This window comes from Ruegeria sp. S263 (assembly GCF_056780525.1).
In genome coordinates this window covers 2,419,118-2,442,025 of record NZ_CM165558.1, presented here as the reverse complement: position 1 = coordinate 2,442,025, position 22,908 = coordinate 2,419,118, and the positions used below count along the sequence as shown (strand labels likewise).

At 57.9% G+C, this 22,908-nt stretch carries 18 protein-coding genes and 1 riboswitch; of the genes, 12 read left to right on the top strand and 6 right to left on the bottom strand.

Features of this window, described 5'->3' with window-relative positions; translation table 11 throughout:
* Positions 1-11 precede the first annotated feature (11 nt).
* Positions 12-1,274 (top strand): phosphoribosylamine--glycine ligase, encoded by a 1,263-nt coding sequence (gene purD / locus ACT2B1_RS12155; protein WP_481667834.1) that lies wholly within the window; start codon positions 12-14, stop codon positions 1,272-1,274.
* A 118-nt stretch (positions 1,275-1,392) separates the two neighbouring features.
* On the opposite strand, the gene ACT2B1_RS12150 is transcribed toward purD, so the two are convergent.
* Together ACT2B1_RS12150 and ACT2B1_RS12145 are read right to left on the bottom strand one after the other, a co-directional pair.
* Positions 1,393-2,169, bottom strand: coding sequence for an FG-GAP repeat domain-containing protein (locus ACT2B1_RS12150; protein ID WP_254449140.1), 777 nt, complete (start codon positions 2,167-2,169; stop codon positions 1,393-1,395).
* Complete coding sequence (locus tag ACT2B1_RS12145) at positions 2,169-2,492, bottom strand: 2Fe-2S iron-sulfur cluster-binding protein (protein WP_171121070.1); 324 nt, start codon at positions 2,490-2,492, stop codon at positions 2,169-2,171. Before ACT2B1_RS12145 ends, ACT2B1_RS12150 begins: the two co-directional genes overlap by 1 nt.
* Before the next feature lie 127 nt (positions 2,493-2,619).
* Between ACT2B1_RS12145 and ACT2B1_RS12140 the strand changes: the two genes are divergently transcribed.
* A complete protein-coding gene (locus tag ACT2B1_RS12140; protein ID WP_171121071.1) occupies positions 2,620-2,991 on the top strand; it encodes an OB-fold nucleic acid binding domain-containing protein in 372 nt (123 codons plus the stop codon).
* A gap of 1,180 nt (positions 2,992-4,171) precedes the next feature.
* On the opposite strand, the gene ACT2B1_RS12135 is transcribed toward ACT2B1_RS12140, so the two are convergent.
* Complete coding sequence (locus tag ACT2B1_RS12135; protein ID WP_481667833.1) at positions 4,172-4,861, bottom strand: glutathione S-transferase N-terminal domain-containing protein; 690 nt, start codon at positions 4,859-4,861, stop codon at positions 4,172-4,174.
* 224 nt (positions 4,862-5,085) lie between these two features.
* Positions 5,086-5,163, top strand: a riboswitch (SAM riboswitch).
* 65 nt (positions 5,164-5,228) lie between these two features.
* Here ACT2B1_RS12135 and metZ point away from each other — a divergent pair.
* Both metZ and folE2 read left to right on the top strand, forming a co-directional pair.
* Entirely contained in the window at positions 5,229-6,419 is a 1,191-nt protein-coding gene (gene metZ, locus ACT2B1_RS12130; protein WP_481667832.1) for an O-succinylhomoserine sulfhydrylase, read from the top strand.
* A gap of 172 nt (positions 6,420-6,591) precedes the next feature.
* Positions 6,592-7,695, top strand: coding sequence for a GTP cyclohydrolase FolE2 (gene folE2, locus ACT2B1_RS12125; protein WP_171122830.1), 1,104 nt, complete (start codon positions 6,592-6,594; stop codon positions 7,693-7,695).
* 566 nt (positions 7,696-8,261) lie between these two features.
* Here the strand turns inward: folE2 and ACT2B1_RS12120 are convergent.
* The gene (locus ACT2B1_RS12120; protein WP_481667831.1) at positions 8,262-8,801 is read right to left on the bottom strand and encodes a hypothetical protein; all 540 of its coding nucleotides are present in this window, start codon (positions 8,799-8,801) and stop codon (positions 8,262-8,264) included.
* Here ACT2B1_RS12120 and ACT2B1_RS12115 point away from each other — a divergent pair.
* Positions 8,800-10,248, top strand: coding sequence for a TrkH family potassium uptake protein (locus tag ACT2B1_RS12115; RefSeq protein ID WP_481667830.1), 1,449 nt, complete (start codon positions 8,800-8,802; stop codon positions 10,246-10,248). The two genes, ACT2B1_RS12120 and ACT2B1_RS12115, sit on opposite strands and share 2 nt — an antisense overlap.
* Positions 10,248-11,822 (top strand): thiamine pyrophosphate-binding protein, encoded by a 1,575-nt coding sequence (locus ACT2B1_RS12110; RefSeq protein WP_171239469.1) that lies wholly within the window; start codon positions 10,248-10,250, stop codon positions 11,820-11,822. The genes ACT2B1_RS12115 and ACT2B1_RS12110 overlap by 1 nt, the downstream gene beginning before the upstream one ends.
* Before the next feature lie 48 nt (positions 11,823-11,870).
* Here ACT2B1_RS12110 and ACT2B1_RS12105 read toward each other — a convergent pair whose 3' ends face one another.
* Positions 11,871-13,604 (bottom strand): serine protease, encoded by a 1,734-nt coding sequence (locus tag ACT2B1_RS12105; RefSeq protein WP_481667829.1) that lies wholly within the window; start codon positions 13,602-13,604, stop codon positions 11,871-11,873.
* A gap of 205 nt (positions 13,605-13,809) precedes the next feature.
* Between ACT2B1_RS12105 and ACT2B1_RS12100 the strand changes: the two genes are divergently transcribed.
* Positions 13,810-14,739 (top strand): glycine--tRNA ligase subunit alpha, encoded by a 930-nt coding sequence (locus tag ACT2B1_RS12100; RefSeq protein WP_171122838.1) that lies wholly within the window; start codon positions 13,810-13,812, stop codon positions 14,737-14,739.
* An 8-nt stretch (positions 14,740-14,747) separates the two neighbouring features.
* Here ACT2B1_RS12100 and ACT2B1_RS12095 read toward each other — a convergent pair whose 3' ends face one another.
* Entirely contained in the window at positions 14,748-15,380 is a 633-nt protein-coding gene (locus tag ACT2B1_RS12095) for a MarC family protein (protein WP_171239467.1), read from the bottom strand.
* Positions 15,381-15,471: 91 nt separating this feature from the next.
* Here ACT2B1_RS12095 and ACT2B1_RS12090 point away from each other — a divergent pair, with 91 nt between their 5' ends.
* From ACT2B1_RS12090 to ACT2B1_RS12070, 5 genes are all read left to right on the top strand, one after another.
* Positions 15,472-15,993: a DUF6446 family protein gene (locus tag ACT2B1_RS12090; RefSeq protein WP_171121082.1), complete on the top strand. Its 522-nt coding sequence runs from the start codon at positions 15,472-15,474 to the stop codon at positions 15,991-15,993.
* Between the two features lie 7 nt (positions 15,994-16,000).
* Positions 16,001-17,215 carry a sodium/glutamate symporter gene (gene gltS / locus ACT2B1_RS12085; protein WP_171122845.1) on the top strand — a complete coding sequence of 405 codons (1,215 nt, stop codon included), beginning with the start codon at positions 16,001-16,003 and terminating at the stop codon, positions 17,213-17,215.
* A gap of 9 nt (positions 17,216-17,224) precedes the next feature.
* Positions 17,225-19,423, top strand: a complete 2,199-nt coding sequence (gene glyS, locus ACT2B1_RS12080; RefSeq protein WP_481667828.1) for a glycine--tRNA ligase subunit beta — start codon at positions 17,225-17,227, stop codon at positions 19,421-19,423.
* Between the two features lie 43 nt (positions 19,424-19,466).
* Positions 19,467-22,028 (top strand): putative PEP-binding protein, encoded by a 2,562-nt coding sequence (locus ACT2B1_RS12075; protein WP_171122849.1) that lies wholly within the window; start codon positions 19,467-19,469, stop codon positions 22,026-22,028.
* Positions 22,029-22,214: 186 nt separating this feature from the next.
* Positions 22,215-22,856, top strand: a complete 642-nt coding sequence (locus ACT2B1_RS12070; RefSeq protein ID WP_171210581.1) for a cell wall hydrolase — start codon at positions 22,215-22,217, stop codon at positions 22,854-22,856.
* Positions 22,857-22,908: the final 52 nt, after the last annotated feature.

Sequence of the window (22,908 nt, the reverse complement as noted above, 5' to 3'; positions counted from 1 at the left end):
GGAGAGCAGTCATGAATATCCTCATTCTCGGCAGTGGTGGGCGGGAGCACAGCTTGACCTGGGCAGTGATGCAGAACCCCAAATGTGATCGGCTGATCGTCGCGCCGGGAAATGCCGGAATCGCGCAGATCGCCGAGTGCGCGGCGCTTGATATCGAGAATGGCGGCGCAGTGGTCAGCTTTGCCGAGGAAAACGCGATTGATTTCGTGATTGTCGGCCCCGAGGCGCCTTTGGCAGCCGGGGTTGCAGATCGGTTGCGAGAGGCAGGCGTTCTGGTCTTTGGTCCGTCGGCAGAAGCAGCCCGGTTGGAAGCCTCCAAGAGCTTTACCAAGGAAATCTGTGATGCCGCCGGTGCTCCGACTGCGGCTTATGCACGGTTTACCGAAGCTGACCCCGCCAAAGCCTATATTCGCGAACAGGGTGCGCCGATTGTAGTCAAGGCCGATGGTTTGGCCGCCGGTAAGGGGGTGATCGTTGCAATGGACGAAGAAACCGCGCTGGAGGCGATCGACGATATGTTCGGCGGCGCGTTTGGCGGGGCCGGCGCCGAGGTGGTGATCGAGGAGTTTATGGAGGGCGAGGAGGCCTCTTTGTTTGTGCTATGTGACGGTGAAAACATCCTGTCAGTCGGCACAGCGCAGGACCACAAACGCGTCGGCGAAGGCGATACCGGCCTGAATACCGGCGGAATGGGGGCGTATTCTCCGGCACCGGTTCTAAGCGCCGAGATTGAGGCACGCGCAATGGATGAAATCGTGCGCCCGACCATGGATGAGATGAAGCGTCGTGGCGCGCCGTTTCAGGGCGTGCTTTATGCCGGTCTCATGATCAAGGACGGACAGCCGAGGCTGGTGGAATACAACGTGCGCTTTGGCGACCCGGAGTGCCAGGTGCTGATGATGCGTCTGGGCGGGCAGGTGATGGACCTTATGCATGCCGCGGCCGAGGGACGCTTGGCAGAGGCGCGCGTGAACTGGGCGGATGACCATGCGATCACCGTTGTGATGGCGGCGAACGGGTATCCGGGAGCTTATGAAAAGGGAAGTGTGATCAACGGTTTGGGCGCACTTCCTGAAGACAGTAAGAACATGGTCTTCCACGCGGGAACCAAAGCTGAGGATGGTCAAATTCTGGCGGCGGGCGGTCGTGTGCTGAACGTGACTGCACGGGGGGAGACTTTGCAGGACGCGCGTGACCGGGCCTATGCGATGGTGGACGGGATAGACTGGCCCGGCGGATTTTTCCGCCGCGATATCGGCTGGCGCGCGTTGTAATCCAATTGCCGGGCTGCGCCCGTCTTGAATTCTTGGGGCGAGGGGCGCTGCCCCGCCGCCATTGGCGCTTGCGCCAATGGCGGCTCCCCGGGATATTTATAGCCAGATGAAGGGCGGATCAGCAGTTCGGGGTTTGGGTAAGGGTCTTGCGGTCTTTGAGCGGACCGAGATCGCTTTTTATCCAGCCGTTTCTAAAGGTGACACTGATGATGCGGGACCAGTCGGCGCTTGCCAAGATCAGTTCGGGACCTGTCGTGCAATAGACTAGACCGCCAGCGATAAATGCATCTCCGATACGGTGATTGGTCAGGCCGGGAAGAGCAGCGATTTCAGTAAGTTTGCCGTCCGAGTAGCGCCAGATGCGCAGGGTTTTGACCAAGTGCGGGCGATCTACATAGGCGATTTCGATTTTGCCGTCATTGTCCAGATCCCAAATCCCTGCAGGGGCAAGCCAGCGGTTGCGAGTGCCAATATGAGGCGTGGCAGCTATCTTTTCGCCGCGTGCATTATAGATGGCGAGTTGTGCGCCGGTGTTTTCCTGCGATTCCACGACGATGACCTCGTTTGTTCCATCAAGGTCAACGTCTGACAATCGGGGGGCGAGGTCCTCGAACACCCGGTCCTGCGGCAGTCGGATCGTTAGTACCGACTGTTCGTTCGCCTGTTCCTTGGAGTCGGTGCTTTCAACGGTGATTTCCAGTGCACCATATTCGATATCGTCCCCCAAAACGCCATGGGCATAGCGTGTGGTGGGTTCGGTGTACCGTGCGGCAGTTACAGTGTCGGCGGCGGTGGCGAAGCCAACTCCGGAAAACCATAACCCAAACGCCAGCAGCGCGCCGCGGGTCCCGCGTTGCCACAGGCGAGCGGGCAGGCGCGGCGCTTTGGACTGCATTAGATCTGTTTTTCCGGCATCTGAACGACCAGACCGTCCAGCTCATCCGTGACCTTGATCTGGCAGGTCAGGCGCGAGCGGGCAGGGTCGGGTTCAAAGGCAAAGTCCAGCATGTCCTCTTCCATGTCATCCTTGGCGGGAACTTTCTCGACCCAGTCGGGATGGACATAGACGTGGCAGGTCGAGCAGGCGCAGGCGCCGCCGCAATCGGCCTCGATGCCGGGGATGTTGTTGTCGCGGGCCCCTTCCATGACGGTCAGTCCGTTGGCGACCTCGACAGTATGCTCGGTACCGCCATGCTCGACATAGGTGATCTTTGCCATTGCGTGCGTCTTCCTTTTTCGATTGTCGAATTCTTCCTTAGTGAAGGCATTTAGGTCTGACCAGCCTCATTTGCGACTTGGCGCGCTATGTCTGGACTTTCTGGCTGCATGTTCTATTTTTGTTCTCATGCTTGTTGCCCCTGTTCGCCCTACGGTTTCAAACCGAGACTGGCCGCGCCCACCTGCCTGTCTGCCAGCCAAGCGGCTGGACGACCCACCCGAAGGCGCGCGGGTGGCCGTTGCCGGGTTGGTGATCCTGCGGCAGAGGCCGGGGACGGCCAAGGGGGTGATCTTTCTGACGCTTGAGGATGAGACCGGTATCGTGAACGTGGTGGTCTGGCGTGCGATCTATGAACGCTTTCGCCGCGCCGTGATCTCGGGTCGGTTGTTACGGGTCACGGGACGTATGCAGCGCGCGCATTCGGTGACCCATGTGATCGCCGAAGAGATTGAGGATATCTCAGGGATGCTGGATGTACTGGTGCGGGGGAAGGGGTAGTCACGTAAGCTGACTTTGCTGCCGTTCAGTTCGTACAGCCCAACATCCGAATAAACTTCTGAGGCGCATTCTCTTACGGCGTGATTATGGACAGCGTTGTCTCAAGTGCTTGGTGAGCCATTTCACGGGCCTGTTCGACAGACATATCAACAAATGTCGGGTCCAAGTTACTGGTGCTAACGGTTAGACGTGATCCATTGCCAAATGGTTGCCAAACCCAACACTGAGTTTTACTCCCTTCTTATGACAACAGACAAATGGAACCTTCGGTCAGATCGCCTTGCTTCTCTTTCTTGAGCGACCCTCCCTCTCTCCAGTAGGGCATGGGAAAGCTTGGCTCGGTATCTGTAGCGATCAGAACTTTCCCGATGTGACGGTATGGATAAGGTGAGTACATACCGCACCAGTCAGGCGCCTCATCGGCTTCACATACAGAAGTCAAACGTGGATGGTTCGATCTCGGGGTTATCCAAACCAAGTCCATATCGATTTCTTGTGCGCCGTTTCGACTAATTCTACACAAGCGCGAATAGCCAGATTTTCTATCCAATCTACCGAAGAAGCTAATATTCCGCCCCCTCTCAAGACGAGGGCGCAGCTCTGGTGGAAGACTCAAGGTTTCACCGGCTAGGCGAACTTGAAGAGTCTTTCCAAGACAAGCGTTTGGGACGTATTGGTTCCAAAGCGCGCGACCCGCATAGGCACTGGTAACAATGACCGGAATCAATATTGAAATCGCCAATGAGACCCGCGCCAATCTCATGACACTTCCCCATCCCGCGCCTACTAAAATTAATGCAATAGATGGAACAATTGTGAGCACATACCCTAGCCCAGCGTGATCACCAGTTGGCGAAATAGACCATAAAAAACAGCCGGGAGCGCCAATGCCATAAGAAGAAGTGGAGCACGGACCTTCCATCCAAAACGAAACGCCACTGCTGAAAGTAGGGCAACACCCGCCAAGACAAGGGAGAAAATTGTAGGGTCGTTGAGCGGGAACATAACAGGGCACCTTTTCCCGCAAGTTGCCCGAGGAACATACGCTTTGCAACCAGTGGCCGAGAGACTCTCAGATAACTCGCCCCTGAAGCCCTGGAAATTTCTGGAATAGCCGACATTGGTTGCATTGCACGAGACGGCACCAATGGGCTCAAAGAAGACATTCGTATGAGGTGGATTATCGCTTGAACAAAATCACCTGTGCCTGCCTGTCCCTATGATCTCCGCGCAGTTCGGCATGTAACGCCCGCCCTGCCAGAACCCCCGGACGAGCGCTGACCGTTTCAAGCCAGCGAGCGAAATGCGGTTTGTCATCTAAAACCTGTTGCTGACCTTCCCACAGGCTCGCCCAGCCCCAGATCGACATATCTGCGATGGAATAGAAATCGCCTGCCACGTACTCATTCTCGGCCAGTCGACGGTCCAAAACGCCATACAACCGCCCGACCTCGGTCCGGTAGCGATCCTTGGCGTAGGGTAGATCCTGCGGTGGTTCGAGGTTGGGGGCGTATTTAAGGAAGTGATGCGCCTGACCCGCCATCGGTCCGACGCCGCCCATTTGCCACATCAACCATTCTTCAACCGCCACACGATCTCTCTCCGTCGTGCCATAGAACCGGCCGGTCTTGCGGGCCAGATACATCAGGATCGCGCCGCTTTCAAAAACCGAGATCGGCTGTCCGTCCGGTCCGTCCGGGTCGACAATCGCAGGCATCCGATTGTTCGGAGCGATTTTCAGAAACTCGGGGTCGAATTGGTCGCCCTTACCGATGTTGATCAGATGAGTTGTATAGGGCAACTCCATCTCTTCCAGCGCGATGGAGGCTTTCCAACCATTTGGCGTGGGCCAGAAATACAAGTCGATCATGATGTCTCCTCAGGTTGAGAGGATCATGGGGCTTTCTGACCGAAGGGCAATAGCTGTTGTGACTGAGATAAGGCAAAAAGCCGTGACCAGCGGCGGTATGCCCAGCACAAGATATTGTGGCACCGTTTTGCCTGGGCGCTATGGCGCTTGGGTGAGCGGGGCGAAGCGGACCCGCGACGTTGCACCGGTCAGGGTTGACGCGCTGACAACTGAGGCGTAAGCGCAAGGTAATACGTGGCGATTTGTTACCGGATTGCGGGCCACGCTAAACAACACCGCTAAAAGGTCAGGATGAAAGGCCCCTTTCGCTTGACCGCGACTGGGGTTTTTTTGATGCCCTTGCCAGACAAGGGCCGAGAGGAATGAGATGAGCGAGAGCTGGAACAAACGCACCCAAGCCGTCCACGGCGGCATTCGTCGCAGCCAATATAACGAAGTGTCCGAGGCGATCTTTCTGACGCAGGGCTTTGTTTACGAAAACGCTGAACAGGCCGAGGCACGGTTCATCGAAGCCGGCCCGGATGAGTTCATTTATGCCCGCTACGGAAACCCGACCGTGTCTATGTTCGAACAGCGCATCGCGGCGTTGGAAGGGGGCGAGGACGCCTTTGCCACCGCGTCTGGTATGGCGGCGGTGAATGCTGCTTTGACCTCGATGCTGAAAGCGGGCGACCATGTAGTTTCGGCCAAGGCTTTGTTTGGTTCTTGCCTGTATATCCTTGAAAACATCCTGACCCGCTATGGGGTCGAGGTGACGTTTGTAGACGGCACCGATCTGGACGCGTGGCAAGCGGCGATCCGCCCGGATACTAAAGCCGTGTTTTTCGAGTCCATGTCGAACCCGACGCTCGAAGTGATCGACATTTCGGCTGTTGCCAAACTCGCCCATGCTGTCGGCGCGACCGTGATTGTCGACAACGTTTTTTCGACTCCGGTCTTCTCGCGTGCGATCCAGCAAGGTGCGGATGTGGTGGTTTATTCTGCAACAAAGCACATTGACGGGCAGGGGCGGGCGCTTGGCGGCGTCGTCATAAGCACCAAGGATTTCATTCGCGGAACTATCGAGCCGTATCTCAAACACACCGGGGGGGCGCTTAGCCCGTTCAACGCGTGGGTGATGTTGAAAGGTCTGGAAACGATGACCTTGCGGGTCAACGCGCAGGCCGAGTCTGCCCAGATCATTGCCGAGGCGTTAGAGGGGGATGCCGCGCTGGAACGCATATTGTATCCCGGCCTGAAGACACACGCGCAGAACGCTTTGGTTCAGTCTCAACTAGGCGGCAAGGGCGGCACGGTTCTGTCATTGGACATCAAGGGTGGAAAAGAGGCTGCATTTGCCTTCCTCAACGCGATGACGATTCCGGTGATCTCAAACAATCTTGGGGATGCAAAGTCGATTGCAACCCATCCGGCTACGACGACCCATCAGCGCCTGAGTGACACGCAGAAGGATGAATTGGGGATCACACCGGGCCTGATCCGTTTTTCGGTTGGGCTTGAGGACGCAGGCGACCTGCTTGCCGATATCAGGCAGGCATTGGCCGCTTCTCAGCGATAAGGAAGCGTCCAGACCTGATAGGGTCCTGTCAAAGGTTAGTGTGCGGGGTGGTAAATTGCTTTTCCCGCACCGAAATTCGATCCGGACTGTGTTTTCCACCGTATAGAGAATAATTGGTAAACACGCCAAAGCTGTATATAGTCCGGCGACCAACCCCGAGGAAACCCGATCGATGAACGTGCATCCCCGTGACATTGACGAAGCCCCAAACAATGACGAAGCCGCAGCCGCGCTGAAGACGCTGCGCAAATGGGCCCAGACCGCGACCGAGGCCGAGATCAGCCAGCTTGATCCCGCAATCGCGCGCCTTGTTCCGGGGCTGGTGCCGGTTAACTATCCCTCGCTGTCGCGCGAGTATCCCGAAGGGTTCGAGGTTGACGCAGCCTATCGCTCCACGCTGCCCGATCTTCAAAACGGACCGTCCAGCCTGATCCGTGGGGCAAAGCAGCAGATTCAGCACGTTGGCATCTCGAACTTCCGCCTGCCGATCCGGTTCCACCGTAAACAGGGCGATGATCTGACGCTTGAGACCTCGGTCACCGGCACGGTCAGTCTGGATGCCGAGAAAAAGGGCATCAACATGTCCCGGATCATGCGGTCCTTTTACAGACATGCCGAGCGGACATTCAGTTTTGAGGTCATGGAGGCTGCGTTGAGCGATTACATGACCGATCTGGACAGCTTTGACGCGCGGATACAGATGCGGTTTTCCTATCCCGACAAGGTGAAAAGCCTGCGTTCGGGACTTGAGGGCTATCAGTACTACGATATCGCGCTGGAACTGGTCGAACAGAACGGCGTGCGCCAGAAGATCATGCATCTGGACTATGTATATTCCTCGACCTGTCCTTGTTCGCTGGAACTAAGCGAACACGCGCGGTCCACGCGCGGCCAATTGGCAACACCACATTCGCAGCGCTCGGTTGCGCGTATTTCCGTTGTGGTGGACTGTGATGCCGATTGCCTGTGGTTCGAAGATCTGATTGCGTTGTGCCGCCGCGCGGTGCCCACGGAGACGCAGGTCATGGTCAAGCGCGAGGACGAACAGGCCTTTGCCGAGCTTAATGCGGCCAACCCGATTTTTGTCGAAGATGCTGCGCGGCTATTCTGCGCCGAGTTGCTGGCGGACCATCACGTGGGTGATTTCCGCGTTATCGCCAGCCATCAAGAAAGCCTGCACAGCCATGACGCAGTGTCTGTCCTGACGGAAGGGCCGACATTTGTGTCAGCCAGCCTGGACCCAAAGCTGTTTTCAACTCTGTTTCACGTTGGGTGAGGTTTTAAGGTCTCAGTATTGACCTTACGGCATGTTTTTGCCGCATCGCAGCGAAAAATGCTGCAACAGCATAATCTTTGAAGTAGGCTCATGTGGAATGCAGCCGTGGCAGGGCCGTTTCTTGGCGGTACGGGCCACTCCTGAAGGAAGCTGAGACGTGCGACGCCTGAAACTGCGCGACATCGCTTTCCGCCCGAAACTTCGCGGCGGGCAGGGCTTATTACTCTTCGGCTGGCTGCGTTGTTTTCAGAGGAGAGACTACGTATGAACCCGATTATCCAGCCATTGGAATTTCAGGCTGCCGCCATCAAGATGGCGGGCTATGCGGTTAGCAACCAAATGAAAATAATGCATATTTTGACGCAATCGGCATTGGAGTTGCCGTTTGTCTCGGTGCATGCGTTGCACACGTCTTCGTCTGCACCTGAGCCGGTTACACCCAAGCCAAAAGCCAAGCCAAAGGCAAAGCCAACCGTACGGAAAACGGCGCGCAAGGCCGCGCCGACTGTGAAAGAAAAGCCCGCTGTGGCTGCGAAGACAGTTGCAAAACCCAAGGCCGAATCATCTCAACCCAAAGCGGCGGCTATAGCTAAACCAGCAAGTGTTGCGGCCAAACCTGATGCGAAACCTGCGGCGCGCGCTGGTCGGACAACAGTCGCAAAGCCTGCTGCGCCGAAAGCGCCTGCAGCGCGTAAACCCGTCGCTAAGACTGCCCAGGCCATACCCGCTGTTGCAAAGCCCGCGCCTAAGGTGGCGGCTGCACCGGTTGCCCCGAAACCTAAGGTCAGCAAACCTGCACCCGCAAAACCTGTGACTGTTAAGCCTGTGGCGGCAAAACCGGCGGCCAGCAAACCTGCGGCTACCAAAACAGCCACCGCAAAACCGGCTGCCGCGAAACCTGCGGCTGCAAAACCGGCAGCGCCAAGCAAAGTGGTTGTAAAAACTGTTGCGCAGAAGGCCGAAGCGGAAAAGCCCGCGGCCCCTGTGCGGCGAACGCGTGCCCCGTCCAAACCTCCGGCAATGCCAGTGCCGACCGGCAAAACGACCAAGTAAAACCGGACTATTGCTTGACACCGTCGTGCAGGCGCGCCAACGCTGCGCCTCATGACGGATATGCGCCCGGTTGGATATGTGATTGGCCTCTTGGTCGCCATTCTTGGGGCGACCATGATTTTGCCGTTGATTGCGGACCTGATCGAGGGGCGCGGCGAATGGCACGTTTTCCTTGAAAGCGGCGTCATCACTGTCCTGACCGGGGTGGTTCTGGCAATGAGCTGTTCCAACGGGGTCGGGGAAGGTCTGACAATTCGACAGACCTTTTTGCTGACCACCGGAGTTTGGGTGGCTCTGCCCTTCTTTGGTGCCATTCCGTTTCTGTTCGGTGAGACTGAGCTGCGCTTTGTTGACGCCTATTTCGAGGCGATGTCGGGCCTGACAACGACCGGTTCTACCGTTATTTCGGGGTTGGATGACCTTCCTCAGGGGTTGCTGCTGTGGCGTGGTGTGCTACAGTGGCTTGGGGGTATCGGGATCATCGTTGTGGCGATGGTGTTCCTACCCGAACTCCGTGTCGGAGGGATGCAGATTTTCCGCTCTGAAGGGTTTGAAACCATGGGGAAAATCCTGCCGCGCGCGCAGGAGATTGCCGGGCAGATTTCTCTGATCTACGTGTTTCTGACCTTCGTCTGCGTTCTGGTCTACGCGGGCTTTGGCATGAGCTTTTTCGACGCTTTGGTGCATGCGATGACGACGATCGCGACGGGCGGGTTCTCGAACTATGACGACTCGTTCGCAGTGTTTTCCGGGCCGACCGAGTACGCTGCGGCAATTTTCATGATCCTCGCCGCGCTTCCTTTTGTGCGGTACGTGCAGCTTGCAAATGGCAATACGCGGTCCCTTTGGCAGGATAGCCAAATACGGACGTTCCTGATCACCATCATTGTGCTGGTGCTGGTCATGACGGTGTTTTTGCTGTGGGTCTTTCCGCATCACTGGGAGCAGGCGTTTCGGCAATCCCTGTTTAATATCACCTCGATCATCTCGGGCACCGGGTACGCCAGTGTGAACTACATGACCTGGGGAAGCTTCCCAGTGATGGTCTTCTTCCTGATTGGCTTGATCGGCGGGTGCGCGGGATCAACCGCATGCTCCATCAAGGTTTTCCGCTATCAATTGTTGTTCGCCTCGATCAAAACCCAGATCAGGCGCATTCGATCGCCGCATGGGGTTTTCATGCCGCTTTACGATGGGCGCCCCATCGGAACGGACGTGCTGACTTCTGTCATGAGCTTTTTCATGTTTTTCGTCCTTTCGATGGGCATTCTGGCCTGGGCGCTGGCCTTGACCGGGCTGGATTTTATCACGGCGGTGTCCGGGGCGGCGACTGCGTTGGCCAATGTGGGGCCGGGGCTGGGGGAGCAGATCGGTCCGGCTGGTAACTTTGCAGGGCTAAGCGATACGGCAAAGTGGCTGCTTTCGATTGGTATGCTGGTGGGGCGTCTTGAATTGTTGGCCGTGTATGCCCTGTTCACCGTTCAATTCTGGAGAAGCTGATGAAAAGACCGCTTGGTGCGCAGATATCGCATATGCTGAAAGAGCGTGGTGTGGATGTGATCTTTGGTATTCCGGGCGTCCATAACCAAGAGATGTATCGCGGTATCGAAGAGGCGGGCATAACGCACGTATTGGCGCGGCACGAACAGGGTGCGGGCTTTATGGCGGACGGTTACGCCCGCGCGACAGGCAAACCCGGCGTGGCCTATGTGATAACCGGGCCGGGCCTGTGCAACATCATGACTCCGATGGGGCAGGGCTATTCGGATTCAGTCCCGATGCTGGTCATCTCGTCCTGTCTGGATGAAACGCAGGCTGCGAGCGGTCAGTTGCACCAGATGAAGGATCAGCGCGCCGCAGCTGAGGCCGTGGCTGACTGGTCGTGTCAGGCCAACACCGCGCAGGCCGCTTATGGTTTGGTGGAGCGCGCGTTTGAAGAGTTTGCACTGGCCCGTCCGCGTCCCAAACATATTCAGGTGCCGATTGCCCAGCTTGAGGCTGAGGCTGATGCCGCGCCATTTCCAAACCAATTCGGGCTCAGGACCAGCGTCAAGCCGCCGGATGTTGCCCCGGTTCTGTCAATGCTCAACATCGCGCGGCGGCCATTGTTCATTTTGGGTGGAGGCACGCGGTCGAACCTTTGGCGTCAGATACTGACGCAATTGGGGGCCGCTTGTTTTACGACTTTTGCAGGTCGGGGCATGGCCGGTCTGAATTATTCGTTGGATTTTGGGGCCCACTTGTCGCGGCCGGGCAGTGCCGAGGTGATCGCGTCGGCCGATCTGGTCGTCGCGGTGGGCGCAGAACTGGGCGAAGTTGACCTGTGGCGTAACGAATTGGGCAACACGGCAAGCCTTGTCCGCGTGGATTTGGATCCCAAAGTGCTGTCGGATCACCATCGCGCTGCGGTCAAACTTCAAATGGATGGTGAGAGTTTCGCCCATGCTTTGTGGGCCTCCATTGACCATGTGAAACCCGCGACCGGTTGGGCGAAGGAAGAGGTGGCCGAGGCCCGGGCCCGTTGGAAGGCCGAAGTCGACGCCGTGCGTCCGGGTGTTGTGCCCGTGATCGACGCACTGCGCGACGCGTTGCCGGCTGATACGATGATTTATTCAGACATGACCCAGTTCGCCTATGTCGCGAAAGAGGTTTGGGATATGGCCTATCCCTATCTCTGGCATCACCCCACGGGGTTCGGCACCCTTGGGTATGCGCTGCCTGCGGGAATCGGTGGAGCCGTGGCCCGCCGCGGAAAGCCGACAGCCGTCATCGCGGGCGACTATGGTTTTCACTACACGATGATGGAGCTGGGCGTTGCGGTTGAATTGGGGCTCTCATTGCCCATAATCCTGTGGGATAACGGTAAGCTAAAAGAGATTGAGGACAGCATGGTCCGTGGCCAGATTGCACCCAATGCTGTCGTCGCGCACAATCCCGACTTTTGCAGACTGGCCGAGGCATTTGGTGCGTTGTCGGCAGAACCATCCAGTTTGGATGAAATGCAAAAGACTGTGCGGGCAGCGCTCGACGCTCCGGTCCCGACGCTGATCCGGGTCACTCCGGATATTGTCTGAAAAAAACGCCGCTCGAATGAGCGGCGCTTTGGTTTACTGGGCTCTTGGTTAGTCCCAACAGTGAACCAATACCGTCATTCCCGTGGCCCGGCGATTCAGTTCATTCGGGGTAACCTGTGCCGTGGCCTGCCCGGACTGCCCCGATACGCCAGCCTTATCCAAAATCTCGTTCAGACGTGCCGCTGAAGCTGCCAAACTGACCGAGGCGGGCAGGGTGCGCCCGTCTGACGGTGTTGGCAGCAACATGCCAACCACTTGGCCACTATCGTCAAAAACCGGGCCGCCCGCGTCGCCGGGTAGGGCGGCCAATGCCAGGCGTTTCACACCTTCTTCACCGTTCAGGCCGCGAATGTCTGCCACTTGGCCGTATGTCAGTGTCGGAGCACCCAATGCCCCCTCGTAAGAGAACCCCGAAACCGCCACTTCGGATTGAATTCTGGGTGTGTCAGAGTTGAGTTCCGCAATGCTGATCGGCGCAAGATTGTTTTTGGGCCGCAGGACAGAGACACCTAAATCCGCGTCGGTCCAGGCAACCTGCAACTCTTGCTCATCGTCCAGTGTCACGCGTGCGCAAGTGTCGGCTGCCTCGGAAACGGTAAGAACCGTACCGCTGGAATCCGCGAAGAACCCCGAGCGTGAAAGACGCGGTTTGCGCACCTGCAAACCAGATACAAGGTCGACGCGCTGATCTGCGTTCGCCCCTGCACCCGCGTCCAGAACAGCGTCAGTTGTCGTGAAGCTGGCTTTCATCGCGGCCAGAACGCGCGCGCGGCGCGCCTCGTCCCCGTCGGGCCAGACAAGGGTAAAGCCTTTGATTGCGCCGTCTTTCAATTGTGCTTGTGTATAGGACACGATGTCGTTTCCGCGCCCTTCGATCATAAAGCTGTCTGCGCGCAACTGTCTTGGGCCCTCCAAGGGGATGATCTCAAGCGATTGCATAACTTCGTAGAGCGCGCGCAGCGTGTCCTTGCCGCCGTCCTGACTGATCAGCAGGGCTTTGGCGTCCAGACTTGAGGTGCCGTTGAAATGAGCGAACGGTGCCTCGTACCGCTCGAATTCAACCACGCTCAGTGGCATGTCCATATTTATCCCGGCCTGCGGGTCGGTATGGCGTGCCATGCCTACACTGATCAGCGGCGCATTGTAGGCATCCATCAGTGCCTGCCTTTGGGCGGTGGTCAGAACGCCTGTAGCCTCAAATCCATTGAATCGTTGCCAATCGCCCATCGACCGGCGTGTGCCCGGACCAAACGCGCCGTCGATTGTCGAGCTATAGAACCCGGCGGCCTGAAGCGCCGTCTGCAGGTCTTTACGTTCCTGTGCGGTCAAAAGACGCTCGCTCTGAAGGGCTTGCGCGCGGCTTTCATCTGAAACTTGGGGCGTAAGTCCTGTCACGGGCTGCTCGGCCGCAGGCTCGACAGGTGGCGTTACGACCCCTCGGTCCAGAATGTTGACTCCGACGGGCCAGAACTGCTGCTCCAATGAGTTTGAGAACGCGATGTAGCTGTCAGCGGGGATTTGGCCCTCAGCGCGGTAAACCCTCAGGACCTGCTCGGCGTCGTTTTGCATATATGGTCCGATTACAATGGCATACCAGCCAGAGTTGAGGCGAAATCCGTTGACGTCTGGCAATACGTTGGCGTAAGCCTGCGCCCGTTCCTGCGCCTCACGAAGTGAGGGCTGTGCCTCGACCTGAACCCAGACGCCAGCGTCTTGCTGCGCAAATACGGCGCGCACGCCAAAGAAGAATAGAAACAGAATTGCAGTGAATATGCGTGTCATTGTCTGCCCGTGTCCGCAGTGTTTTATCTTTGGGTCAGACTAAGCGATTTGCACCATTGAACGCTATGCCCCGATTACGGGGAATTTCCAGTGTGGCGGTCCAGTAACAGCCAAGGTGCACTGGGACGTTGACGCCCATTGGCCCCTTGCATAGGAAGGGCAAAACCCATCGGAACCGGGCGCAAATCCGCCCAAAGGGAAAGTCATGACCGAACAGTCCAGCGCACCTCGTTCTTTTCAGGAGATAATCCTGCGGCTACAAACCTATTGGGCCTCGAAAGGGTGTGCCATTCTACAGCCCTACGACATGGAAGTTGGCGCAGGTACGTTCCACCCGGCGACCACGTTGCGCGCATTGGGGTCAAAGGCTTGGGCAGCCGCCTATGTGCAGCCCTCGCGTCGCCCCACAGACGGGCGATACGGTGAAAACCCGAACCGGCTGCAGCACTATTATCAGTATCAGGTGTTGATCAAACCCAGCCCGCCGGACCTGCAAGAGCTGTATCTGGGGTCGCTTGCGGCGATCGGGATCGACATGGATCTGCATGACATCCGTTTTGTCGAGGATGACTGGGAAAGCCCCACCCTTGGCGCGTGGGGGCTGGGCTGGGAAGTCTGGTGTGACGGTATGGAAGTCAGCCAGTTCACCTATTTCCAGCAGGTCGGCGGCCATGACTGCGCGCCTGTTTCAGGCGAGCTGACCTATGGCCTTGAGCGTCTGGCCATGTATGTGCTGGGCATCGATCATGTTATGGACATGCCGTTCAACGATCCCCAATCCCCCAGCCCATTGAAATACGGTGATATCTTCAAGCAGACCGAAGAGGAATACGCCCGCTGGAATTTTGACGTGGCCAATACTGAGGTTCTGCTGCGGCATTTCGAAGAGGCCGAGGCCGAGTGCGCCACTATTTTGGCGCAGGAACATGACGACCCGAAAACCGGCAAGCGGATCGTGATGGCGCATCCGGCTTATGATCAATGCATCAAGGCCAGCCACATTTTCAATCTGCTGGACGCGCGGGGGGTGATCTCGGTCACTGAGCGGCAGGCTTATATCGGTCGTGTTCGGGCGTTGGCCAAGCAATGCGCCGACGCCTTTGTGATGACTGAGGCCGCCGGGTTCGAGGCCTGATGCCTCGATCACGCCAAACCGGGCAACAGAACCTTCAGGCCGTCTGCAATCATCCCGATTGCGATGGCCGACAGGATCATGCCCATGAAACGGCTCATGATGACGCGGGCGTTTGCAGACAGCCGCTTGGCCAATGCCGATGCGTTCCAGAAGGTGATGAACAGCAAGAACAGCACCGCCAGAAAAACGCCCGAGTAGATCATGGCGTCAACTGGTTTGGAAACGTGGTGCGCATACAGGATCAGCGTCGTGATCGTGCCGGGCCCAACAAGAATGGGGAAGGCCAACGGATAGAAAGCTACGGTTTCGGGCTTGGGGTAGGATTGTTTTTCTCCTTCCGTCCCGTGATGAGAGGTGCTTTCGTTCCCGTTCAGCATGTTCAGTCCAATCATGAGAACAACCAACCCGCCCGCGACACGCAGGTCGTCCACGCTGATGCCGAAAAGACCAAGGGTTTTGTTGCCAACAGCGGCAAACGCTCCACCCAGCATCAGGCAATAAAGTGCGGTCTTGGTCGCGACCTTTCTCTGATCAGTGGGCGACAGGCCATCTGTCACGCTCAGGAAGACGGGCAGGTTGGTGATGGGGTTCATGATTGCGAACAACGCGCCGAAAAAACCGGCGGCAAGGGTGGGGTCCATTCCGTGTGCCTCAACTCAACCTGTACTGGATTGAAACCTGTCGCATTTTTCGCAAGTTTGAAAGAGGCCGCGTGATCGGGATGTGGAAACTATGACCGGAAAACTGCTTGCTATTTTGTTGCTTGTGTCGGCTGGCATCGCTGGTGCGGCCATGTACTACTTACAGGTCTATGGGTTCTATTATTCGGTCGAACCCGGTTCGGATCAGGATGTCGTTCTTTTGTCCGCGGATGGTGAAACGTCCATTCCCCTTGAACACACCGCTTTTCAAGCGATTGACGCCGACAGCTCGCCGATCCGGTATCGGGCCTGTTTTGAGACAGAAGAAAACGCTTCGACTTTGTCTGCCTTCTTGCCCGCCGAAAGCCCCGAGCCGTTGACGGCCCCAAGCTGGTTCGAATGCTATGATGCGGTAGCCATCGCAGATGCTTTGAAATCGGGGCAGGCCCGCGCATTTGTAGGGGTCAAAAACATCCACTACGGCGTTGATCGCATTGTCGCCATTACAGAAGATGGCAAAGGTTTTGTCTGGCACGCGCTAAATAATTGCGGTGAGAAAGCCTATGACGGAACGGTAGTGGGTGAGGAATGCCCACCCCGACCGGAGAGTTGAGGGCCCCATGAACGACGCCGCGCTGCACGTTCCTAATTTTCTTACCGCGACGCTTGGCATCGCGGTTTACCTGATCGGGGCCGAGATCAACGCGCGCTTCGCGTTGCTGCGTCAGTTCAACATACCCGAGCCGGTCACGGGCGGTTTGCTTGCCTCGTTCACTTTGCTGTTTTTGTATCTCATCACCGGCCTTGAGCTGAGTTTCGATCTGTCTGCCCGCGATTTCCTGTTGATCGTGTTCTTCGCAGGGATCGGGCTGAACGCTCGGCTGTCCGATTTGATTTCTGGCGGCAAACCTCTGTTTCTGCTTCTTATTTTGACGTTAGTTACGATTGTCGCTCAGAATGTGGTTGGAGCGGCAGGCGCGGTGGCGTTCGGCTATCCGGCACAGGCAGGGGTTCTGTTCGGCTCGGCTGCCCTGATCGGCGGTCATGGAACTGCGATCGCCTGGGCGCCTGAGGTCGGCGCGGTCACCGGTCTAAGCGGCGCCACCGAATTGGGGGTCGCCGTGGCGACTCTGGGTCTTGTACTGGCGGCGGTAGTTGGCGGGCCGATTGCCCGCTTTTTGGTTGAAGGCAAGAACCTGACGCCTGACCGCCCAAACGAAGAGCATACGGTCGGCCTGCCTGAGGACGCCACCGAGGCCGAGGCTAAGATCGACCACCTGACCATCATGCGCGTTCTGCTGTATTTGAATTTGGCGATCATCTTTGGATATATGCTGAATGGGGTCATTGAGGCGGCGGGGCTGAGGCTGCCTCTGTTCGTGCCCTGCCTGATCATGGGGATCGTCATCGCAAATATCCGCACGGCCCTGGCCCCCAACGCGCCTCCCGTGTCGCGGACACCGTCACTGGCTTTGATCTCGGAATTCTCGCTGGGCGCGTTTTTGGCCATGTCGTTGATGAGCTTGCAACTGTGGACTATCGCTGAACTTGGAATGGCCATTGTCGTGATCATGGCCGCGCAGACGTTGTTTGCGGTGATGTTCGTAATCTGGGTGCTGTTCCCGGTGATGGGCAGCAACTACCGCGCCGCAGTTCTGGCCGCCGGGTTCGGAGGGTTCGCCTTGGGTGCGACACCTACCGCTATTGCCAATATGACCGCAGTGACCAAGAGATATGGTCCATCGCCTATTGCCTTTATCGTGCTGCCCCTTGTATCCGCCTTCTTTGTGGATATCGCCAATGCAATCGTCATCCAGACGATCGTTAATTTCTAAGGACTGACAATGCCCGACCTGCTGATCGAACTGTTCTCTGAAGAGATCCCCGCGCGTATGCAGACCCGCGCCGGTGAGGACCTGAAAAAGCGGATCACCGACGGTCTTGTCGAGGCCGGTCTGACCTATGCCGGGGCCGCCGCCCTGACCACGCCGCGCCGTTTGACGCTGGCAATCGAGGGCTTGCTAGCGGAATGCCCCACCATTCATGAAGAACGCAAGGGGCCTAAAGTGGGCGCCCCGGACAAGGCGATTGAGGGCTTTTTGCGTGGTGCAGGTTTGACCCGCGATCAGTTGGAAGAGCGCGAAACCCCCAAAGGCGCAGTCTATTTCGCCACCATCGAAAAAACTGGACGTCCGGCTGCCGAGATCGTGGCCGAAGTGCTTGAAACCACCATTCGCAATTTCCCGTGGCCCAAGTCGATGCGCTGGGGCAGTGGACCATTACGCTGGGTGCGCCCGCTGCACTCGATCCTTTGCATTCTCAGCGATGAAGCGGGCACAACAGTTGTCCCGTTAGAGGTCGAGGGGATTAAATCCGGTGACACAACGGCCGGTCATCGTTTCATGGCGCCGGATCGTTTCGCGGTTTCGTCGTTTGACGATTATGCCGCCAAGCTGAAACGCGCGTTCGTCGTCCTGAACCCTGCGGACCGGGCCGAGCATATCTGGAACGACGCGCAAAACATGGCGTTTGCTGCTGGTTTGGAAGTGGTCGAGGATAAGGGCCTGCTGGCCGAGGTCTCGGGGCTGGTCGAATGGCCCGTGGTGCTGATGGGCAAGATCGACGACGAATTCCTCGACCTGCCGCCCGAGGTATTGCAGACCTCGATGAAAGAGCATCAGAAATTCTTTTCCGTGAAGAACCCCAAGACTGGCCGGATCGAACAGTTCATCACCGTAGCCAACCGCGAAACTGCCGACAATGGCGTGACCATTCTGGCGGGGAACCAAAAGGTGCTGTCGGCTCGTTTGGCTGACGCGAAATTCTTCTGGGAGAATGACCTGCGCATCGTCAAATCCGACGGATTTGAACCGTGGGTCGAAAAGCTGAATGCCGTTACCTTCCATGCACAGTTGGGCTCGCAGGGCGAACGGGTTCAGCGTATTGCTGCGCTGGCGCATGAGTTGGCCGGGGCTACGGGCGCGACGCCCGCGCCGGCGATGATGGCTGCACAGGCGTGCAAAGCCGACCTGTCATCCGAGATGGTGTTCGAATTTCCTGAGCTACAGGGCCTGATGGGCCGCTATTATGCTGACGCCGCTGATCTGCCGATCGAGGTGGGGCAGGCGAGCGAGGAGCATTATTCACCCCTTGGTCCGTCGGATGATGTGCCAACCGAACCGGTTTCGGTGGCGGTTGCGCTGGCTGACAAGTTGGACACGCTGACGGGGTTCTGGGCGATTGACGAAAAGCCCACCGGGTCGAAGGATCCCTTCGCTCTGCGCCGAGCAGCGCTTGGGGTGATCCGGTTGATCCTGACCAACGATCTGCGCCTGTCGTTGAATGATACTTTTGCAGGGGCGCTTGGCAAATTGCTGAAGCTGCCCGAATGGCAGGCTGCCTTGCTTGAGGCCAAGGCGAAGCAAGCCAAGGCCGAGGATGCCGAGGCCGCCGCGCAAGAGGTTCACGGGCTGGCCCATCAGGTCGAAGCAGCGACCGCAATCGTTACCAATGCCCCGGCAGACCTGTTGTCTTTCTTCCACGACCGCCTCAAAGTGTTCCTGCGCGATGAGGGCATCCGACACGACATCATCGACGCCTGTATCGCGATGGACGGCAATGATGACCTCAACCTGTTGGTCAAACGCGCCCGCGCGCTGAATGCGGTGATCGCGACCGAGGATGGTGAGAACCTTGTGCAGGGGTTCAAACGCGCCAACAACATCCTGACGCAGGCCGAGGAAAAGGACGGTGTCGAATACTCGTACGGTGCGGACGTGAAATTCGCGGAAACCGACAGCGAAAAGGCGCTGTTTGCGGCACTGGATCACGCACAGGGGCAGATCGAGGCGGCGCAAAAGGCCGAGGATTTCCCCACCGCCATGACCGCTATGGCCGCCCTGCGTGGTCCGGTGGATGCGTTTTTCGAGGATGTTCAGGTTAACACCGACAACGATATCCTGCGCCGCAACCGCCTGAACCTGCTCAGCCAGATCCGGCAGGTTTGTGCGCGCGTGGCTGACCTCAGCAAGATCGAAGGTTAAGCCAGATCGCCCTTGCGCCACTGGTGCAGGGGCTTATGCTGCGGTGAAACCAAAAGGTGCCGCAGTGCAGAATAACCCGCATACCACGCTTATTACTCCGACAGCGCCCGTTGCGACCACATCTCATGGTGGCCGGGCGAAATGTCTGCAACGCCTTGTTCGTTTGGACTTGCCTGTGCCACGCACGGTGGCTTTGTCCTTTGATGCCGTGCAAAAGATCGCAAGTGGTCAGGTTCCTGACATTGACGCAATTCTTGAACAGTTTGATCAGGCTGCGTTGCTATGTGTCCGCCCAAGCTCTGAGGATCCTGACTGGGGCGGGCCTGGCGCTATCCTGAATATCGGGATGAATGACGCGCGCTATGTGGACCTGTCCGATTCAATGGGTGTCGAAGCTGCGGCGGCGCTTTACCTGCGTTTTGTCCAAAGCTTTGCCGTCCATGTCGCACGTTTGGATGCCGACGTATTTGACGATATCGACTCTGACGGCCGCGAAGGTCTGAAGCTATCGCTTCGCGCCTACGAAGATGAAACGGACGAAGCCTTTCCCCAGGATAGAGGAGAGCAACTGGTTGCCGTTCTCCGCTCGATGGCGCGGGCTTGGGACGGGACGTCCGCGCGCCTGTTGCGGCAGGCCAAGGGAGCCCCTGCGGATGCCGGGCTGGGTCTGGTCATTCAGGAAATGATCCCCGGTGTCGGGCAAGGCGAGTGTGGGTCGGGTGTGCTGCAACTGGTTGATCCCACGACCGGAATGCCGCAATTGACTGGCCGTTACCTTAGTCAGAGCCAGGGCCGCGATGCATTGGGCGAAGGCGTTTCCGCACTGTATTTGGAAAAGGACCCGCGCGGGACGTCTTTGGAAGACGTCGCGCCCGAGGCTTTTGCCGAACTTAAGGCGCACGCTGCCCTGATGCGCATTAAATTGCGCGAAGAGATGCAGGTCGAGTTTGTCATTGAAAACGGCCACGTCCATATTCTGGATGGCGTTCGCGTTCAGCGCAGCGCAAGGGCTTCTATGCGGATTGCCGTGCGGCTGGCCGAGGATGGTATCATCCCACCGCAAGAGGCTGTCATGCGGGTTGATCCGCATTCTTTGAACGAACTGTTGCACCGTCAGGTTCATCCCGAAGCGCGCCGGGATGTGCTGGCCACTGGCATCGCAGCCAGCCCCGGCGCAGCCACAGGAAAAATAGTATTCACCGCCGCCGAAGCGCAGGCCAGCGCAGCCCGGGGCGAGCCGTGTATTCTGGTCCGCCGCGAAACCGCGCCTGAAGACGTACGCGGGATGCATGCGGCCGTCGCGGTCTTGACCGAGAAGGGCGGGATGACCAGCCACGCAGCCGTTATCGGGCGCGGTCTGGGCCTGCCCTGTATCGTCGGCGCTTCCGAGATGCGGTTTCAGACGAAAAAGAAACTGCTGACGGCATCTGACGGGCGTGTGTTCCAGACTGGCGATACGCTGACCATTGATGGGACCTCCGGTCAGGTTCTTGCCGGGCAGCCCGCGATGCTGGAAGCCGCGCTGGATGACTGTTTCCAAACGCTAATGGGCTGGGCCGATGCCGAACGCGACATCGCCATCCGTGCCAACGCCGATACACCCGCCGACGCGCAAACTGCGCGAAACTTTCTGGCGCAGGGGATCGGCCTGTGCCGGACCGAGCATATGTTCTTTGATCCCGGCCGCCTGATCGTGATGCGCGAGATGATCTTTGCGCAAACCTCGTCGGGACGAGAGGCGGTGCTGGAACGGCTATTGCCGATGCAGCGCGACGATTTCGTGCAGCTTTTCCGGATCATGGAAGGTCAGCCCGTTTGTATCCGACTGTTCGATCCGCCTCTGCACGAGTTTCTGCCCACCACGCGCAGCGGTCAACGCGAGCTGGCCGAGGCGCTGGACCTTCCGGTGTCGGATGTCGAGCGCCGCGTCGCCGCCATGACCGAGTATAACCCGATGCTGGGGCTGCGCGGGGTTCGGCTGGGTGTCACTGTTCCCGAAATCTATGACATGCAGGCGCGAGCGATTTTCGAGGCAACGCTTGAGGCCAGCAAGAACGGTGCACCCGTTGTGCCCGAGGTGATGATCCCGCTGGTTTCGGCCAAGCGTGAGGTCGAGCTTGTGAAATCCCGTATCGATTCCGTCGCAGCCTCGGTTGCATCCGAACAGGGGCAGGAGTTCGAGTACCGTCTAGGGGTCATGGTCGAAACACCGCGTGCATGTCTGCGAGCGGATGAGATCGCGCCACAGACTTCGTTTCTCAGCTTTGGGACGAACGACCTGACCCAGATGACCTATGGGCTTTCCCGAGATGACGCGGGGCGCTTTATGTCGGCTTACGTTCGGCAGGGTGTTTTCGCCGAAGACCCGTTCCACGTGCTTGATCCGGACGGTGTGGGCGAGTTGCTAAGATTGGGGGCCGAGCGCGGCAGACAGGCCCAGCCGGACGTGACTTTGTCCGTCTGCGGCGAGCACGGGGGCAATCCCGAATCAATTGCCATCTGCCGAGAGCTCGGATTCGATTATGTGTCCTGTTCACCGTTCCGTGTGCCGGTCGCTCGGCTGGCTGCCGCGCAATTAGCGATTTCGTCCAGACTTGGGGGTTGACACTTACCCTTTCCGCTAGGATTAGTAGGAAACAAAACACGCCGTCGTCGATCATTTTTGACGTTACGGCGATTTTCCACTTGCTTTTCCACGAAAACTGGACGTTTCCGTTTCAATTCGGTATGAGCCTCGTCGCGCCCGCCGGGGGAGGGTTTGGCGCGGAATGTGCCTGTGCGAGGTTATCTGATGCTACGATACATACTGGCTGTTGCCACATTGGCAGCAACCGTGCTGCCGAGTGTTTCCGTCGCTGAGAGGGAAACCACGGATACTGCCAAGCGTGAACTTGTGACGCGGAGCGAATTGCCCGGTCAGAATTTCCGTGAATATCTGAGTTTGTTCAAACCGCGAAAAACGGTTGAACCACAAAAAATGTCTTACTCGAAGTCATGGCTGGACGAACAGCCTGCGGCTGCGGGGGATGAACACTTCAAGTGTTTGGCCGAGGCGCTGTACTTTGAGGCCCGTGGCGAAAGCGTTCGCGGCCAGTTTGCCGTGGCCGAAGTTATTCTGAACCGTGTCAAAAGCAGCCGGTTTCCAGATTCGCTGTGCGGTGTGATCAAGCAGGGGACAGGCAAAAAGTACCAATGCCAGTTCACTTATACCTGTGATGGACGCAAGGAAGTGATCCACGAGAAGAAGGCCTACGAGCGTGTGTCGAAAGTCGCGCGGGCGGCCATTGATGGTGTAGTCGGTGAAATGACCGAAGGTGCCACGCATTACCACACCACTGCGGTTCGCCCGTCCTGGTCGCGTGTGTACAAGGAAACGGCGCGCATTGGCGTGCACATTTTCTACCGTCACAACTATCGGACGGCGAGCAACTAACTGACGCACCCGCGCTGGAAGCTTGCTGGCGCGGGATGTTTTTTGACTTATG

Excerpts from the sequence above, each read along its gene's own strand:
- ACT2B1_RS12120 (WP_481667831.1), bottom strand. The coding sequence starts at position 8,801 with ATGAGGCGCAGCGTTGGCGCGCCTGCACGACGGTGTCAAGCAATAGTC.
- ACT2B1_RS12090 (WP_171121082.1), top strand. The coding sequence starts at position 15,472 with ATGACCGGAAAACTGCTTGCTATTTTGTTGCTTGTGTCGGCTGGCATC.
- metZ (WP_481667832.1), top strand. The coding sequence starts at position 5,229 with ATGAGCGAGAGCTGGAACAAACGCACCCAAGCCGTCCACGGCGGCATT.
- glyS (WP_481667828.1), top strand. The coding sequence starts at position 17,225 with ATGCCCGACCTGCTGATCGAACTGTTCTCTGAAGAGATCCCCGCGCGT.
- gltS (WP_171122845.1), top strand. The coding sequence starts at position 16,001 with ATGAACGACGCCGCGCTGCACGTTCCTAATTTTCTTACCGCGACGCTT.
- purD (WP_481667834.1), top strand. The coding sequence starts at position 12 with ATGAATATCCTCATTCTCGGCAGTGGTGGGCGGGAGCACAGCTTGACC.
- ACT2B1_RS12095 (WP_171239467.1), bottom strand. The coding sequence starts at position 15,380 with ATGGACCCCACCCTTGCCGCCGGTTTTTTCGGCGCGTTGTTCGCAATC.
- ACT2B1_RS12150 (WP_254449140.1), bottom strand. The coding sequence starts at position 2,169 with ATGCAGTCCAAAGCGCCGCGCCTGCCCGCTCGCCTGTGGCAACGCGGG.
- ACT2B1_RS12135 (WP_481667833.1), bottom strand. The coding sequence starts at position 4,861 with ATGATCGACTTGTATTTCTGGCCCACGCCAAATGGTTGGAAAGCCTCC.
- ACT2B1_RS12100 (WP_171122838.1), top strand. The coding sequence starts at position 13,810 with ATGACCGAACAGTCCAGCGCACCTCGTTCTTTTCAGGAGATAATCCTG.
- folE2 (WP_171122830.1), top strand. The coding sequence starts at position 6,592 with ATGAACGTGCATCCCCGTGACATTGACGAAGCCCCAAACAATGACGAA.
- ACT2B1_RS12115 (WP_481667830.1), top strand. The coding sequence starts at position 8,800 with ATGACGGATATGCGCCCGGTTGGATATGTGATTGGCCTCTTGGTCGCC.
- ACT2B1_RS12110 (WP_171239469.1), top strand. The coding sequence starts at position 10,248 with ATGAAAAGACCGCTTGGTGCGCAGATATCGCATATGCTGAAAGAGCGT.
- ACT2B1_RS12105 (WP_481667829.1), bottom strand. The coding sequence starts at position 13,604 with ATGACACGCATATTCACTGCAATTCTGTTTCTATTCTTCTTTGGCGTG.
- ACT2B1_RS12140 (WP_171121071.1), top strand. The coding sequence starts at position 2,620 with ATGCTTGTTGCCCCTGTTCGCCCTACGGTTTCAAACCGAGACTGGCCG.
- ACT2B1_RS12070 (WP_171210581.1), top strand. The coding sequence starts at position 22,215 with ATGCTACGATACATACTGGCTGTTGCCACATTGGCAGCAACCGTGCTG.
- ACT2B1_RS12145 (WP_171121070.1), bottom strand. The coding sequence starts at position 2,492 with ATGGCAAAGATCACCTATGTCGAGCATGGCGGTACCGAGCATACTGTC.